This is a genomic window from Streptococcus sp. 45, from assembly GCF_900108865.1.
In the GTDB taxonomy this organism is placed as follows: Bacteria; Bacillota; Bacilli; order Lactobacillales; family Streptococcaceae; genus Streptococcus; species Streptococcus ruminicola.
In genome coordinates, this window is record NZ_FNXZ01000001.1 from 362,537 (window position 1) to 378,860 (window position 16,324).

Below are 16,324 nucleotides of genomic sequence, written 5' to 3' on the forward strand. Positions count from 1 at the left end.
TTCCTTTCTATAAAATATCATTGAAGAAACAGCTGTAAGCACCTGTGTGACAAGCTGCTCCTTCTTGTTTTACAGCCACAAGTAGCGTGTCACAATCACAATCGGTTTTAATGGATTTGACGTATTGATAGTGACCACTTGTTGCTCCTTTGTGCCAAAGTTCATTACGCGAACGGCTCCAGTAGTGCATTTGCTTGGTTTCCAAGGTTAATCGATAAGCTTCTTCATTCATGTAAGCCAGCATTAACACTTGACCAGTCTTGTAGTCAGTGACAATTACTGGAAGAAGTCCATCTTGTTTGGCAAAATCAAGTTTAATATCACTCATCGTCTCACCTCAATTCCAGCTTCAGCCATAGCCGCTTTAGTATCTGCAATCGATACCTCTCCATAGTGAAAAATAGAAGCAGCTAAAGCACCTGTGGCCGTTGTCTTTTCAAAGACTTCAACCATATGCTCAATATTTCCAGCACCACCTGAAGCGATAATAGGAACATTCACCACATCAGCAACAGCGTTTAACATTTCCAAATCAAAGCCAGATTTTGTGCCATCTTTATCCATGCTAGTTAGAAGAATTTCGCCCGCACCAAGACTGACTACTTTTTTAGCCCACTCAATCAAATCAATACCAGTGTCTTTGCGACCACCAGCAACATAGACATGCCAAGTGCCATCTGCTTCCTTACGAGCATCAATAGCTGATACCACACACTGATTACCGAACTTTTCAGCACATTCTTTGATGAGTTGTGGATTGGCAACAGCCGAGGAATTAACAGCTACTTTATCAGCACCTGCTTTTAGCATTTTATTCATATCCTCAACCGAACGAATACCACCGCCAACTGTAAAGGGAATAAAAACTTGGTCCGCAACACGTCTTACCATATCAACTGTCGTATCACGTTTTTCATGCGTTGCTGTGATATCCAAGAACACCAATTCATCACATCCAGCTTCATAATAAGCACGCGCTGCATCAACTGGGTCACCAACATCCGTTAAATTAACAAAATTAACCCCCTTGACCACACGTCCATCTTTGACATCAAGACATGGAATAATGCGTTTTTTCAGCATAAGCTATCCTCCAAAAGCTTTCAATTCTTCAAGACTAATGTTGCCATTATAGTAAGCTTTACCGACGATTGTTCCAGCAACTCCGATTTCCTGCAATTTCACCAAGTCAGACTGTTCAGCAATACCACCTGAAGCAATGACTTTAGCTGTTGTCAACTCAGCCACCAAGCGCTCATAGTGTTCAAAATTAGGTCCTGTTAGTGTCCCATCTCGGTCAACATCTGTGTAGACAAAGAGAGTCACCCCAATTTTTTCCATGGCTTTAGCTAAGCTGATGTAATCAACATTACTTGTTTCAAGCCAACCTTCTGTAGCCACCATGCCATTCTTGGCATCGATACCGACAACGATTTTGTCACTACCAAATTTTTCCAAAGCAGCTTTGACAAAGTCTGGATTTTTCACGGCCATTGAGCCGATAATCACACGGTCAATACCTACCGCAAGATAATCTTCAATCTGTTCAAGTGTGCGAATACCGCCACCAACTTCCACACCAAGTCCAGATTCTTTTTTCAATTTGGCAATCAAATCACGGTTTGTAGCTCGTCCATCAAGAGCTCCATCTAAATCAACAACATGAATAAAATCAATGCCAGCTTGCGCAAAGATTTTAGACTGACCAATAACATCAGGGTTAACAACAGTCTTTTGATTAAAATCACCTTTAAAAAGACGAACCGCCTGTCCTTCTTTGATATCAATCGCTGGAAGAATCTGCATATAAAACTCCTTTTCTCTTTTAAAATGCTACCCAAAAACTGTGAAACTTATTTCTCACACAGTGCAATAAATTTTTTTAGAATTCCTAAGCCCACATCACCAGATTTTTCTGGGTGGAACTGGGCACCATAAACATTGTCCTTGTGAATCATAGCTGGCACATCAATGCCATAATTTGCAGTCACATCGATGTATTCTTTTGGAACATCTGTAAAATAACTGTGAACAAAATAAACAGACTGTCCTTCAAGACCTTCTGTTAAAGGACTTTCATGTTTAACTGTCAAATTATTCCAGCCCATGTGGGGCACTGGCATGTTTTTGGTTGCTTTGATTTCTCTACAAACGCCCGGAATAAAACCAAGTCCTTTCGTTTCTTGATGTTCTAAACCAACTTCTGTCAAGACTTGCATTCCAAGGCAAATACCAAGGAGCGGTGCTCCTTTAGCAACTGCTTCTTTAATTACTGGAACCAAACCACGCTTAGTCAGCTCGGCCATAGCAGCTGGATACGCTCCAACACCAGGTAGTATAAGACCTCTTGCTGCTAAAATTTTTGTCGGGTCACTGGATAATTCAGCCTGAACACCAATTTTTTTCAAAGCCCTTAAGACATTAGCAGTATTTCCTGCATCATAATCAATTACAATAATCATTAGCTAAGTTATCAAACCTTGCAAACACCACTAAATAAGAGTGTTTCGGCTGATTTTCCTTTCTAGTTTTAATTACAACAAACCTTTTGTTGAGTTAACCCCGTGAATTTCTGGGTTAATGGTAATAGCTTCGCGAAGAGCTCGGCCAGTTGCTTTGAACAAACTTTCTGATTTGTGGTGGTTATTTTTACCATGTAAAATCTTCAAATGCAAATTCATTTGGACATTAAAAGCAAAGGCTTGGAAGAATTCTTCTACGAGCTCTGTATCAAAATTGCCAAGTTTTGGATTATCGAACTCACAATCAAAAACAAGGTAGCTACGTCCTGACAAATCAAGGCTTGCCATTCCAAGTGTTTCATCCATTGGCACAAATGACGTTCCGTAGCGATTGATACCAGCCTTATCTCCCAAAGCTTCTTTCAATGCTTGACCTAGCACAATTCCAACATCTTCAACCGTGTGGTGACTATCCACATGAAGGTCTCCATCCGCTTTTACCACAAGAGACATGCGGCTGTGTCTGGCAAAAAGAGTCAACATATGGTCAAAGAAACCAACACCAGTATCAATAGAAACTGGCTCTTGGGCATCAAGATTAAGGCTCAATTTAATTTTGGTTTCAAAGGTATTACGTTCAATCTCTGCTTGTCTCATAACAACTCCTTTTTGATACTTTTATCTATCTGTTTTGACTATCTAAAATATCAATCACTTTATACAAATTTGCTTCATTAATTTGGTAAGGGGCTTCTTTTCTCACAACTGGTTTGGCACAAAAGGCTATTCCGATACCAGCTGTTTTAATCATCGGAAGGTCATTGGCTCCATCTCCCATGGCAATGGTTTGACTTAAGTCTAGGCCATTTTCAGCTGCCCATTCAATAAGGCTTGCTTTTTTAACATCTTTGGTAACCACATCACCAAGCACCTTTCCTGTCAAAAGTCCATCTTTAACTTCTAAACGATTAGCTTTGACATAATCAAGACCAATGCGTTTCGCTAAAACATCGACAGTTTCATGAAAACCACCTGATACCACGGCAACTTTATAACCACGACGGTGAAGTTCAGCCACCAATTTTTCAGCCCCATTTGTAAAATGCATGCGAGCTAAAACTTTATCAAAAATTGTTTCTGGCAAACCTTTTAGGAGACCCACACGTTCATCCAAAGCTTGTTTAAAATCTAGCTCACCATTCATAGCACGAGCTGTAATATCAGCAATCTTTGCACCAACACCTGCTTCTTCACCAAGCAAGTCAATTCCTTCTTCTTGGATGAGTGTAGAATCCACATCCATCACTAGCAATCCTTTTACTTTAGTCATGGCGCACCTCGATTGCTTTAGCGTGAGCCTGCAAGCCTTCGGCATAAGCAAGTGTTGTAATATCGTGACTAGCCGCATTGACAGCTGCTTTTGAGTACTGCATGTACTGAATTCGTTTCACAAAATCATGCACTCCAAGAGCTGATGAAAAACGACTGGTACTTGTTGTTGGCAAGACGTGGTTTGCTCCAGCATAGTAATCTCCGATAGGTTCACTAGTAAAATGACCCAAGAAAACAGACCCTGCATTTTGCACCTTATCAAGGTAATCATAAGCATTATCCATAGCTAATTCCAAGTGTTCTGGTGCCACTTGGTTCATCAAATCAAACATCGCATCAACTGAATCCGCAATGATAATGCGACCATTATTTTCAACTGAAGGACGAGCAATGTTTTCACGTGGCAAACGTTTAAGTTGCTCTTCAATCTCAACCTCAACAGCTTCAGCTAATTCAGCCGAATCAGTTACCAAAATTGCACGGGCACGTACATCGTGTTCAGCTTGAGAAAGTAAGTCTGCAGCAACGTATTTAGGATTTGCTGAGCTGTCTGCAATCACTCCAATTTCTGATGGCCCTGCAATCATGTCAATTCCAACAAGTCCATAAACCATTTTCTTGGCTGTCGCAACAAAGATATTTCCAGGTCCCGTAATCTTATCAACACGAGGAATCGTTTCTGTACCATAAGCAAGAGCCGCAACCCCTTGAGCACCGCCAACTTGAAAAATCTTATCGACACCAGCAAGTGAAGCAGCTACCAAAATGGCAGGTTCAAAATGTTTTTGCGGTGGGGTAATCATGATAATTTCCTTAACGCCAGCAATCTTCGCAGGAATCACATTCATCAATACTGATGATGGATAAGCTGCCGTTCCACCTGGCACATAAACCCCAGCACGTTCGATTGGACGAATCAATTGTCCACGAATAACACCGTCAGTCGGTTGGTCTTCAAAGCCTGATTCCAATTGTTGTTTGTGATAACTTTCAATATTTGCTTTGGCGTTTTTAAGAGCTTCTAAGACTTCTGGATCAATCTCTTCAAAAGCTTGGTCAATCAAATCTTGACTCACTTCAAAGTTATCCAAAGTAATCTTGTCAAATTTTTCAGAGTAAGCTTTTAAAGCCTCATCTCCATTTTTCTTGACATCTTCCAAAATTTGACGAACCGCATCGTCGACATCAAGGTTTTCTTTGCTTAATTCCAGTTGCTCTTGATAGAGAATTTTTGAAATGTCTTCTGTTGTTCCTGTTAAAACTTTCATTTAAAAGCTACCTCCTCATTTCCAACGATACTTTCCAACTTCTGGATAAATGGCATGATTTCTGGATTATTTTTCAAAGCCGCCTTATTAACAATCAGGCGAGCTGAGATACGGCAAATATCTTCGTAAACCTTAAGACCATTGGCAACCAAAGTATTTCCTGTTTCTACAATATCAACAATAGCATCCGCTAAGCCGATAACTGGAGCAATTTCAACACTCCCTTGAATTGAAATAATTTCAACATCTTCGCCCTTTTTATTAAAATAATCAGTGGCAATTGTTGGGTATTTTGTGGCAATACGCTTGCGCTTGTGATCATGTGGTTTGTAAGCGTCCGTTGAAGCAACAGAAAACTTACACAACCCAAAATTCAAATCAAGCATTTCAAGGTAACCTATCGGATGCTCAATAAGCAAATCTTTTCCGACAACCCCAAGATCAGCAACACCATGTCGAACATAAGTTGTCACATCAGGTGCCTTAACAAGCAAAAAGCGGAATTTCTTGTCCGGACTTTCAAAAATTAGGTTACGTCCCTTATCCGCCATAAAAGACATGTCAAAACCAGCTTTTTCCAAAAGTTTTACGGTATCTTTTTCAATACGTCCTTTGGTCAAAGCAATCGTAATTTGATTTTCCATTAGGCACCTCCTTCTAAACTATCGTGTACTGCTTGGTAAATGGCATCAATATCTACTGCCCAACCAACCGCTGTTAATTTTTTAGCGCCAAAACGTTCAAATAACTTGTCATAGCGTCCACCTGAAGCAAAAGCATCTGGAACTTTGTCCCCAAAGACTTTAAACATCACACCAGTGTAGTATGGCATAGATGGAATTTGAGCTAAATCAATATGACTCTCAGGTAAAATATCAGAGACCTGTGCCAATAAATCTTCCAAATCAGTCAAAGCAGCTAAGACAGACTCATTTTTAACAAGCTTACGAGCTTTGCTAAGCACTTGATGACTTTCACCAAAAAGATAAGGCAAATTTTTCAAGAAATCGTCAAATTCACTTGGATATTTCTTCGTTAACTCATTTAATTGCGTGATATTTTTGTCTTTAAGTGCCACGTCCAATTCTTTTTCCGCTGCAGCTGGTAAGTTCAAATCATCAAAAATCGTTTGTAAAATACCAGCATGTGAAAACTCAAATTGGTAAGATGGGATATCTGCCTTATCAAGCGATGCTTTTGCTGAAGCGATGGCTTCATAAACCCCCTCTTTAGCTGGATAACCAACGATTTCAATCCCTGCTTGTGTGTGCTCGTTCATCAAGCCACGCATTTCTTCATTGTATTTGAAAACCTTGCCTGAGTATGAAAATTTAATCGGCGTTTCAACTTGGGTTGAAGCAATCACACGTCCAATCTGACTAGTAATATCCGGACGAAGGGTCAACAGTTCGCCACTTTTATCAAAAAAATTATAATTATTTTTATTAAGCGTATCGCTAAAGACTTCAAAATGTTCCAAGGTCGGTGTTTCAATACGATTAAAGCCTTGACTCATCAAGAAATCACTGATATCTCGTTCAATTTTGTAGGTTACACGTGCGCGTTTGAATAATTTATCGTGCATTCCTACTGGTAAAGTCGTTTTTTTCATTCCATCACTCCTCAAATCATTTCAAACCTACAGCCAAGAATTCTTTAATCGCCTTAAGCACTTCTTCCATTTCATCTTGTCGACCAATCGAAATGCGCAAATGATTTTTAATGCGTTCAACTTTTGGGAAATAGCGAACATAAATATTTTTAGCTTGTAAGTAGTCAAATAATAAGGCTGCACCGTTATCTGGACATTCTGCTAAGACAAAATTTGTTTTTGATTCTAAAACCTTAAAGTCTAAAAATCTCAACTCTTTTGCAAACCAATCTCTGGTTGACATGATTTTTTGGCAAGTGTCTTCGTAGTAATCCCAAGATTCAACAGCTGCAAGTGCTAATTTTTCAGCAATCAAATCAACATTATATGGATTAATGGAATTCTTAACTGCATTAATCACTGCCATTAATTTTGGACTTCCCATACCATAGCCAACTCGCAAACCAGCAAGTGAAGCATCTTTTGAAAATGTTCGTGTGATAAAAACATTTTCATATTTTTTAAGCAGTGGCAGAGCTGTTTGACCACCAAAATTAATGTAGGCTTCATCAATAATAACCACCACATCTTGATTAGCACGAATAATCTTTTCAAGCTCATCAAGCGATTTATAAATGCCAGTTGGCGCATTAGGATTTGTAATGATTATTCCACCATTGTCAGCAATGTAATCACTAGAGTCAATCTCAAACTGCTCATTCAATGGAATTTCATGGTAATTCACGTGATATAAATCCGCCCAAACCTTGTAAAATCCATAAGTCAAATCAGGAAATAAAACTGGATCATCACTATTAAAGAAAGCTAGAAAAGCCATTGATAAAATATCATCTGAACCATTACCAACGATAATCTGATCAGGATCAAGTCCATGTTGCTTAGCAAGCGCAATACGTAATGATTTTTGATCCAAGGTCGAATATTTTCGCAATTGATGGACATCAAACTGTGAAAAAACTTCTGCTACTTTTGGACTTGGTCCATAAGCATTTTCATTTGTATTTAGTTTAATTAAATTTTCACCGCTTGGTTGGCTTCCGGCAACGTAAGGTTCAATTTCTCTCAATCCTTTAATAGTTGTCATAATAAGATCCTTTCTATTTTCTGATATAAAAAAGACGCCCTCGCAAAAAAACTTTGCAAGGACGTTAACAACGTGGTTCCACCTTTGATTCAACAGCAAGTCACCTTAACTGCTCTCATGAAGTACTAGACTTCTAATCCGTAACGTGGATCCATCCGTCGTGCACTACTAGCTAGACGCATTCGCACACGCACTCAAGAATGTGTCGCCTAAGGATTGCATGCTTTTCTCACCACCAAGCACTCTCTGTCTGTTGTCTTAGGCTTTTTCTATCATCGCTTTTTTATATTAAAGCTATTTTACAAGAAAATTCTGAAAATATCAAGCTAAATTTTTAGAATTTTTTATATTTACACCAAAAAATTTAAGCAGACTTAACAAGATAGAGAAAATGAGGCACAAAAAAAGGCTTAGAAAATTTCTAAACCTTTTTCTTATATGACATATCATCTTAGAAACGAATTTGTTCACGTGTTTTTTCGTATGATGATACGAAACGATCTGTTACACCTGGTTCAACTGTTTCAAGTGCATATGAGATTTCATCAAATGATGCTTGATAATTGTTGTCCACTTCAAAGAGATGCAAAGCATGTTCAAAGCTACTTTGAACACTTGGCTCAAAGCTACGGTAACGGTTAGAGTATTGTAACAACTGTTCAGTCAATGTTGCATTTTGAACGACTTGATAAGTTGCTTCTTCAAGATTAGCAATTGCTGCAGTAGCAACATCTGTCAAACGAGAAACTGCTTCAATATCAATACGTCCACGGCTAAGCTCATCGATCAAAACTTCCAACTGTTTACTTGTTGTGAAGAATGCGCTCAAGAAATCTTGAGGAATTCCAGGCAAGTTACGTTTTTCCATGTAACGTTTGATTGAGTGCAAACGATTAATGTATTGATCTAAGCTTTGACGAGCAACGCTTTCGATTTGTTCAATATTTTTAACTTGTTCGAAGACTTGCATTTGACCTTCTTCAACCGCATCAAGAGTTTTCAATGTGCGATCAAAAATCAATTGAAGTTCAGAGAATGGTTTGTCTTGGTTGTCAAAAACTTCAACAATTGGCAATGTTTCTTGTTCGATTTCTTCTAAGTTTTTAGTAAATGAACGAAGGCTCAAGTTTTCATTGTCATTCAAGATATACTTGTGAGACAAGCGTTTGATTTCGTGTTCCAATTTTTCGTTATTGGCTTTAGCGTGTGCCAAATAATCTGGAATGATTTTACTGTCTTTAAGCGCAGCTTTGTGAGCAGCAATTTCACGTTCAAACAATTCATACAATGAATCGATTTTTTCTTGGATGTGTTCATTTTCATCACGAGCACGATCAAGATCCAAAGTCACAAGTTCTGATGAGTTAGCACGGATTGCATCACGCACTTCTTGGAAACGAGCTTCAATGTCTTTTTCAGCGAAGTGGTAATTTTGTTCAAGCAGACGACGGTAACCTTGTTCCAAATCATCAAGTTGATCTGGGAAATCATCTTCCAATTTAGCAACAATGGCTGGAATTTGTTCTGAAATTTGACCAAGTGCAATAGTATGTTCTTCAGCACGATCAAGCACTTCAGAGGCTTCAACTGGGTCACCTGTTGAATTAAGTGTTACAAATTGAGAGAACTCAGCTTCGATGTTCTTCAATTGTTTTTCAATCTCAGGCATTGTTGAACCAAAATTGTCTTCTTTTTCTGAAATAGAAGCTTGAAGTGTTTCATATAAATCCAAAGCATGCTTCACACGCGCACTGTTCTTTTCTTCTTGTTCTTTCAAAACAGCAAGTGCTTCACGAATAGCATTGATATCTTCTTCAACCAAATTCAATTGGCTTTCAACATTGTCGATTTCGTGTTTCGCACTGATGAATTTGAAGCTATCGTTAAGATCTTCAGCTTCAAAAATATGATTTTCAATATCTGAGAAAGAATTTAATGAAAGATCAACCCATTTTTGGTTCCATTCACGAAATGTTGTTTGACTTTGCCCGATAAGATGAAGATTTTTAACAGCTTCGACTTCTTCATTGACTGGTAATCCAAATAACGATTGCTTTCTTTCTTCCAAACTTGCAATCAATGAATCATTTCGTTTGCGTACGATGACGCCAACTAGATAAGCAATAATAACTAAAACAACTATTGCTACAAGCAGTAAAATAATTCCGCTCGACATTTAAAACTCCTTATAAATTGTCTTTTTTATCGTAAAAAATAGCTATAACATTACGATTATAACATACTTAGAGATTGTGTGCAGTATTTTTATGTTAATATTCGATTAAATATCAAGCGTACTGTAAACCGCATTTTCTTCAATGAACTCACGACGTGGTTCAACCTTATCTCCCATAAGCATATCAAAAATCTTATCTGCTTCGGCAGCGTCATCAACAGAGACACGTGCCATTAAACGATTTTCTGGATCCATTGTTGTTGCCCAGAGTTGGTGATCATCCATTTCACCAAGTCCTTTGTAACGTTGAACAGATGGTTTTGAACGTCCATTACTATAGCGCTCAATTGCTGCTTGTAGTTCAACTTCCTGATTAGCACCAGGTTGGATGTATTCTTTAATTTCACTACCCACTTTAACACCATAAATTGGTGGTTGTGCGATGTATACGTATCCTGCTTCCAATACCGGACGCATGAAGCGGTAAATCAATGTCAGAAGCAGAGTACGAATGTGAGCTCCATCGACGTCGGCATCGGTCATGATAACTAGTTTGTGGTAACGAGCTTTTGTCACATCAAAATCTGCTCCAAAACCTGTTCCCATAGCTGTAAACAAACTACGGATTTCTTCGTTAGCAAGAATTTTATCCATACTTGCTTTTTCAACGTTCAAGATTTTACCACGAATTGGTAGAATTGCTTGGTGCTCGCGGTCACGTCCTGATTTTGCAGAACCACCCGCAGAGTCCCCTTCGACGATGAACAATTCATTCATTGTCGCATCGTTTGAAGAACAGTCTGCCAATTTACCAGGCAAGTTTGAAATTTCAAGACCTGATTTCTTACGTGTTACCTCACGTGCACGTTTCGCAGCGATACGCGCTTTAGAAGCAAGAATTCCTTTTTCAACGATTTTCTTAGCAATTTGAGGATTTTCTAACAAGAAACGTCCAAAAGCATCGCTAAACAAACGGTTGGTAATTTTGACAACTTCTGAGTTACCAAGTTTTGTTTTGGTTTGCCCTTCAAATTGTGGATTTGGGTGTTTAACAGAGATAACTGCTGTCAACCCTTCACGAACATCGTCACCAGTTAGATTATCGTCTTTTTCTTTAAGCAATTTATTTTGACGAGCATAATCATTAATCACACGTGTCAATGCTGTACGGAAACCTTGTTCGTGAGTACCACCTTCGTGTGTATGGATGTTGTTAGCAAAGCTCATCACTGTCTCGTGGTAACCAGTTGTATATTGCATAGCAACTTCAACTGAGATACCATCCATTTCACCATCAGTGTAAATAGGTTTATCAAAGATAACATCTTTGTTTTCGTTGATAAATTCAACGTAACTTGAGATACCACCTTCGTAGTGATAATGTTGCTCTTGTTCAATACCTTCACGTTTGTCAGTGATTGAGATACGCAAACCACGGTTCAAGAAAGCAAGTTCTTGAATACGTTTAGCTAATTTATCAAAATCAAATACTGTTGTTTCCGTAAAGATTTCACCGTCTGGAGTGAAGTGAACGGTTGTACCGTGACGATCTGTATCACCAATAACTTTCAAATCATCGACAACATGACCACGACGGTATTCTTGGTAATGAATTTTACCATCACGATAAACAGACACATCCAATTGTGTTGAAAGGGCGTTAACAACAGATGAACCTACCCCGTGGAGACCACCTGATACTTTATAACCGCCGCCACCGAATTTACCACCGGCGTGCAAGACTGTAAAGACCGTTTCAACAGCTGGACGTCCTGTTTTTTCTTGAATATCGACAGGAATACCACGCCCATCATCGACAACTGTAATAGAATTATCTTTCTCGATGAAAACCTCAATGTGTGTGGCAAATCCTGCCAAGGCTTCATCGATTGAGTTATCGACAATTTCCCAGACTAAGTGGTGCAATCCTTCTTTTGAGGTTGAACCGATATACATTCCTGGGCGCATGCGTACAGCTTCAAGTCCCTCTAGGACCTGAATCTGACTGGCGTCGTACTCTTTCGCTAATTCTGCTAAATTTTTATTTTCTTCCGTCATTTACTTCACTATCTCCAATAAGGATTTTTTTCCATCAACTAACAAGGTATCAAAGCCAGCAGCTTGGCCGGCTTCTTTATCAATTTCACGATCTCCAATAACCAAAGCATTGTCAATCTTATACTTTTCTTTGAGGTATAACATTGACTCTGGACTTGGTTTACGAGCAAAGCCGCTTTCTGATGTCACGACTTCAGTGAAATAAGGAAGTACCTTTGTTTTTTCTAAAATATCAAGGACTTGTTTATTTCGATGAGAAACCAAGAAATTTCTCCCACCGCTAGCCACAATCACCTGCAAAACCTCGCTGGCGCCTGTAAAAAGAACCGGTGTTTTCAAATAATCGGCTTCTAATGCTTTATATGCTTTCAAAAATTGTGGTTGGTTTGGGATAAATTTTTTAATAGCGGCATCTGTTGATTCCTTCAGCTTTTCATAGACATCATCATGCGATGCTTGACAGCCAAAATCAGCTAAAGTTTTCACAAAAGCCTGAGTGGACATTTCGTAATTATCGAGTAAAGTGCCACCCAAATCCCAGATATAATCATGGTAATTCATAACCAATATTATATCACAATTTTACATTTTTTTATAGTCTCTACCTCATCAATTTCCAACACCAGAGAACAAAATTTTCAAATTATTTTTTGACTGAAAAAACAACTTTTTAGCCAATAAAAAAGGCTTGGAAGAATTTTCCAAAACCTTTTTTAATAACGTTCACTTCGTCTGAAATGTTCTTCAACCTCTTGCTCATGGTGCAAATTATTTTGATAACTCATTGAGAGAATCAAACCAACACAAATCAAGTTAGTAATCAATGATGAACCACCCTGTGAGATGAATGGCAATGGAATACCAGTCAAAGGTAAGATACCAACAGCAGCACCAATATTTTCAAAAATATGGAACAAAATCATCATGATAAATCCAGTTGAAATGTAAGTGTAGAATCGGTTGTTTGACTCAAAAGTCACACGAATCATGCGATAAATCAAAACAAGATACAAGGTCATGACAACAGCACAGCCAACAAATCCAAAATCTTCAGCAATAACTGTGAAAATCATGTCACTTTCACGAACTGGAACAGCAAGGTCAATAACATTAAAACCTTTACCACTAAGCCCACCGCTACCAATTGAAATCATACCTTGAGTTTGTTGGTAAGCAATTGATTTAGCGTATGAAAATGGATCTAACCAAGCTGAAATACGATTAATTTGATAGGTATCCATCCCCAAGCCATAGAAAATATCTTTGCCATGCGGTGATAGAAAAAGGGCTAGAAAACCTCCGATAATCACTGCTACCGCAATTACAACAGGCAAGATAATCCACCAAGAAATTCCTGACAATAAAATCAAACCTGCTAGAATAGCAGAGAATACCATGGCTGTCCCAAGGTCTTTTTGCAAACCTAATAACACCATGACCGGCAAGGTAATCAAAGCAAAGATTCCAAGAAGCTTCCAATCATTTTTTAAATTATCTTCTGGTACTTTGTGTCTAAACCAAATCGATGCTCGAGCTAGCATCAAAATGTAAGAGACCTTCATGAATTCGGAAGGTTGAAATAAGGTTACTGACCCAATGGTTACCCAGTTTTTGGCACCGGTTGATTCTACCAATTCTGGACTATAAAAAATCAAAGGTAAAATCATCAAAGCCAAGCCCAAGCCATACAAATAAGGGGTGACTTTCCATAAAAATTCAGTACTAAAGAGCATAACAACAAAGGCAACTACACACCCTAAAAAGATCCAAACACCTTGTTGTGTCATTACTTTTGCAATTGTTCCAGGATAGTCATTTGACGTTGCAATATAAACGGCTACCAAACCAATTAGCAAAAGAAAAAAAACAGGTAAAATTACAGAATAGTCGATTCGACTATCAATAGAATATTTTTTTCTTGCCATCTTACTTCCTTCGTTTCTAGTCAAAAAATATTATATCATTTTTTAATTAGAATTGAGGAAAAAACCTGGTGAAAATACGAGAATTTTTCAGAAAAATTTAAGCTGCATTTTTCAGGGATTTTCCTGTACATTTTCAAGAAAACTAAAAAAACTGAACCCTATTAGGCTCAGTCTTTTACCGGTCAAGCAAGTCAATTTAGCTCAGTCTGAACGACCTAAATAAACTCGCCTCTTCTCTCCCCTGCCGGAATCGAACCAGCAACTACTCCTTAGGAGGGAGTTGTTATATCCATTGAACTAAGGGGAGCTATGAAAAAATCTGTCGCAAGGACAGATTTTTATTATCGAATCTTTATCGTCAAAATTAACGACGGATTTCTTTAATACGAGCAGCTTTACCTTGTAATGCACGCAAGTAGTAAAGTTTAGCACGACGTACTTTACCGTGACGAACAACTTCGATTTTTTCTACACGTGGAGTGTGAACTGGGAATGTACGTTCAACACCGATACCACTTGAAATTTTACGAACTGTGTACATTTCTGAGATCCCTTGACCTTTACGTGAAATTACCACACCTTCGAAAATTTGGATACGTTCGCGGCTTCCTTCAACAACTTTTGCGTGAACACGAACAGTATCACCAGGTTGGAATGCAGGGATGTCAGTACGTAGTTGACCTTCAGTCAAACTTTGAATTAATGGATTCATTTATTTATTCTCCTATCTTACTAATCATTAGGTGCTTGTCCCAGCGGATTAGCCGTATTTTAGTGCGTCCATTACACACTCTTCGTATTTTATCAAAAATCACCATAACTGTAAAGTAAAATGGCTGACTTTTTTGAGCTTTTTTCTAGAAGTCTAGAACTTCTTGTCCTGTGTAAATAGAGTAGTTTCGATTAAGACTGTAAGCAAAAATCATAACCAAAGCAAAATGTGGTAAATTTACAAAACCAAAGACTTCTCCACCAATAAAGATTGGAGCCAAAAGCGTATTTGTAGCACTTCCGAAAACACTGATGTAGCCAGCTGCGGCGACGAATTCAACTGGTAAACCAAAGACATTTGCTAAAACAACACCAAGTGAAGCCCCGATGGCAAAGAGCGGTGTGACCTCGCCACCTTGAAAACCAATTGCCAAAGTTGCCACAGTCAAGACCAACTTCAAAAGCCAATCATAAAAGTAAATGTCTTTCCCAGAAAAACTTGCATCAATCAGATTAGTTCCAAGACCTGAATAACGCCCATGATACAACATCAAGAAAAGAAGACTAAGCACAATCCCACCAAACAAAATTCGATAGTAGGGATTATCCATAACTTCTTTGGCTTTTTGCTTAGCATAGGCAAGTAAAGCAGCAAAGGCATTGCCGACTAGTCCAAAAATAAGTCCTAGCAAAGCAAGTTTGCAAAACAGCCAAGCATTAAAGGTTAGTGAAACATTGATAAAGTGGGCAAATTTCTCTAATCCTAATGCGTGCGATGTTGCACTTGCCACAAATGAAGCAATTGTCATTGGCAAAAGAGCTGGTAATTGCAATTTTCCAAGAACTAATATCTCAAGTCCAAAAAAGACAGCCGCTAAAGGGGTTTGAAACAAACCAGCAAAACCAGCTGCCATACCCGTTACAAGAAACAAGCGGGAGCTATTTTCAAAAGAGAAAAACTTGCTAAAAGCATGTGAAATCGTCGCCCCAAGTTGGACAGCAACACCTTCACGACCAGCACTTCCTCCAAAAAGATGAGTTAGCCAAGTTGCTACAGTTACCAAAGGTAACATGACCAAGGGAATTTTCTTTTCATCTCCTTGACTCACCGCAAAAAGTAGCCCCATTCCTTTGCTAGCTCGACTGTCCGCTTTTTGATAAAGAAAAACAATAACAAGCCCAATTAGTCCCAAAAATGGAATCACATAATTGAATTTTTCTGTTCGAAAAGCACTAAGCATTAACAAGACGCGACCAAATACAGTATCGACACAACCTATTAAAATCCCAATAAGAAAACTTGCGCCGATAACTTTTAAGAGGACACTATAAGAATAATCTTGGTTATCTTTTAACTTTTTAATCATTAGAGCTACCTTCTTAATCTAAATCAGCCTTTAATTGTTTAGCTTGATAATCGCGAGAATTTTTCATAATATCCGCAAAAGTATCAACTAATGTTGCCTCAAAAGCTTTATTTTGAACACGACTAGCAACTTTTTTTAAGACAGCATCTTCACGACTGGTATCTAAAATAGCCTTTCCAGTAGCTTTTTTATATGCTACTACTTGATTCACCAAGGTCATGCGTTTTTCAAGAAGTGCTACTAATTCCTGATCCACTTGATCAATTTCTTGACGGATAACATCCAAATCTTTTACTGACATTTTTTCTCTATCCTTATCTTTTTTTGAA

The 16,324-nt window shown here is 38.4% G+C and carries 17 protein-coding genes and 1 tRNA gene; all 18 read right to left on the reverse strand.

Annotated elements, in window-relative coordinates; translation table 11 throughout:
* Positions 1–7 precede the first annotated feature (7 nt).
* The 18 genes from hisI to BMX18_RS01815 all read right to left on the reverse strand — a co-directional run bounded on the left by hisI (position 8) and on the right by BMX18_RS01815 (position 16,296).
* Complete coding sequence (gene hisI, locus BMX18_RS01730) at positions 8–328, reverse strand: phosphoribosyl-AMP cyclohydrolase (RefSeq protein WP_039696592.1); 321 nt, start codon at positions 326–328, stop codon at positions 8–10.
* On the reverse strand, positions 325–1,083 hold the full coding sequence (hisF, locus tag BMX18_RS01735) for an imidazole glycerol phosphate synthase subunit HisF (protein WP_074965180.1): 759 nt from the start codon (positions 1,081–1,083) through the stop codon (positions 325–327). The genes hisI and hisF overlap by 4 nt, the downstream gene beginning before the upstream one ends.
* A 3-nt stretch (positions 1,084–1,086) precedes the next feature.
* Positions 1,087–1,806: a 1-(5-phosphoribosyl)-5-[(5-phosphoribosylamino)methylideneamino]imidazole-4-carboxamide isomerase gene (gene hisA / locus BMX18_RS01740; RefSeq protein WP_006532646.1), complete on the reverse strand. Its 720-nt coding sequence runs from the start codon at positions 1,804–1,806 to the stop codon at positions 1,087–1,089.
* 47 nt (positions 1,807–1,853) lie between these two features.
* Complete coding sequence (hisH, locus tag BMX18_RS01745) at positions 1,854–2,462, reverse strand: imidazole glycerol phosphate synthase subunit HisH (RefSeq protein WP_093814830.1); 609 nt, start codon at positions 2,460–2,462, stop codon at positions 1,854–1,856.
* Positions 2,463–2,534: 72 nt separating this feature from the next.
* On the reverse strand, positions 2,535–3,119 hold the full coding sequence (gene hisB / locus BMX18_RS01750; protein WP_039696589.1) for an imidazoleglycerol-phosphate dehydratase HisB: 585 nt from the start codon (positions 3,117–3,119) through the stop codon (positions 2,535–2,537).
* A gap of 25 nt (positions 3,120–3,144) precedes the next feature.
* Positions 3,145–3,792: a phosphoserine phosphatase SerB gene (gene serB / locus BMX18_RS01755; protein ID WP_093814832.1), complete on the reverse strand. Its 648-nt coding sequence runs from the start codon at positions 3,790–3,792 to the stop codon at positions 3,145–3,147.
* Entirely contained in the window at positions 3,785–5,062 is a 1,278-nt protein-coding gene (hisD, locus tag BMX18_RS01760) for a histidinol dehydrogenase (protein ID WP_074560616.1), read from the reverse strand. Before hisD ends, serB begins: the two co-directional genes overlap by 8 nt.
* Positions 5,059–5,706, reverse strand: a complete 648-nt coding sequence (gene hisG, locus BMX18_RS01765) for an ATP phosphoribosyltransferase (RefSeq protein WP_006532651.1) — start codon at positions 5,704–5,706, stop codon at positions 5,059–5,061. The genes hisD and hisG overlap by 4 nt, the downstream gene beginning before the upstream one ends.
* Positions 5,706–6,674: an ATP phosphoribosyltransferase regulatory subunit gene (locus tag BMX18_RS01770; protein ID WP_093814834.1), complete on the reverse strand. Its 969-nt coding sequence runs from the start codon at positions 6,672–6,674 to the stop codon at positions 5,706–5,708. Before BMX18_RS01770 ends, hisG begins: the two co-directional genes overlap by 1 nt.
* Before the next feature lie 16 nt (positions 6,675–6,690).
* The gene (gene hisC / locus BMX18_RS01775) at positions 6,691–7,758 is read right to left on the reverse strand and encodes a histidinol-phosphate transaminase (protein ID WP_093814836.1); all 1,068 of its coding nucleotides are present in this window, start codon (positions 7,756–7,758) and stop codon (positions 6,691–6,693) included.
* Positions 7,759–8,209: 451 nt separating this feature from the next.
* On the reverse strand, positions 8,210–9,934 hold the full coding sequence (gene ezrA, locus BMX18_RS01780; RefSeq protein WP_074564051.1) for a septation ring formation regulator EzrA: 1,725 nt from the start codon (positions 9,932–9,934) through the stop codon (positions 8,210–8,212).
* A 105-nt stretch (positions 9,935–10,039) separates the two neighbouring features.
* A complete protein-coding gene (gene gyrB / locus BMX18_RS01785; protein ID WP_074560621.1) occupies positions 10,040–11,992 on the reverse strand; it encodes a DNA topoisomerase (ATP-hydrolyzing) subunit B in 1,953 nt (650 codons plus the stop codon).
* A complete protein-coding gene (locus BMX18_RS01790; protein ID WP_074868643.1) occupies positions 11,993–12,553 on the reverse strand; it encodes an HAD-IA family hydrolase in 561 nt (186 codons plus the stop codon).
* A 152-nt stretch (positions 12,554–12,705) separates the two neighbouring features.
* Positions 12,706–13,917, reverse strand: a complete 1,212-nt coding sequence (locus BMX18_RS01795) for an FtsW/RodA/SpoVE family cell cycle protein (RefSeq protein WP_074626473.1) — start codon at positions 13,915–13,917, stop codon at positions 12,706–12,708.
* Positions 13,918–14,152: 235 nt separating this feature from the next.
* Positions 14,153–14,224 (reverse strand) — tRNA-Arg (locus BMX18_RS01800).
* A 57-nt stretch (positions 14,225–14,281) separates the two neighbouring features.
* Positions 14,282–14,629: a 50S ribosomal protein L19 gene (gene rplS, locus BMX18_RS01805; protein WP_021142699.1), complete on the reverse strand. Its 348-nt coding sequence runs from the start codon at positions 14,627–14,629 to the stop codon at positions 14,282–14,284.
* Positions 14,630–14,774: 145 nt separating this feature from the next.
* Positions 14,775–15,995, reverse strand: coding sequence for a chloride channel protein (locus tag BMX18_RS01810; RefSeq protein WP_093814838.1), 1,221 nt, complete (start codon positions 15,993–15,995; stop codon positions 14,775–14,777).
* 13 nt (positions 15,996–16,008) lie between these two features.
* Positions 16,009–16,296, reverse strand: coding sequence for a chorismate mutase (locus tag BMX18_RS01815; RefSeq protein WP_093814839.1), 288 nt, complete (start codon positions 16,294–16,296; stop codon positions 16,009–16,011).
* Between the last annotated feature and the right edge of the window lie 28 nt (positions 16,297–16,324).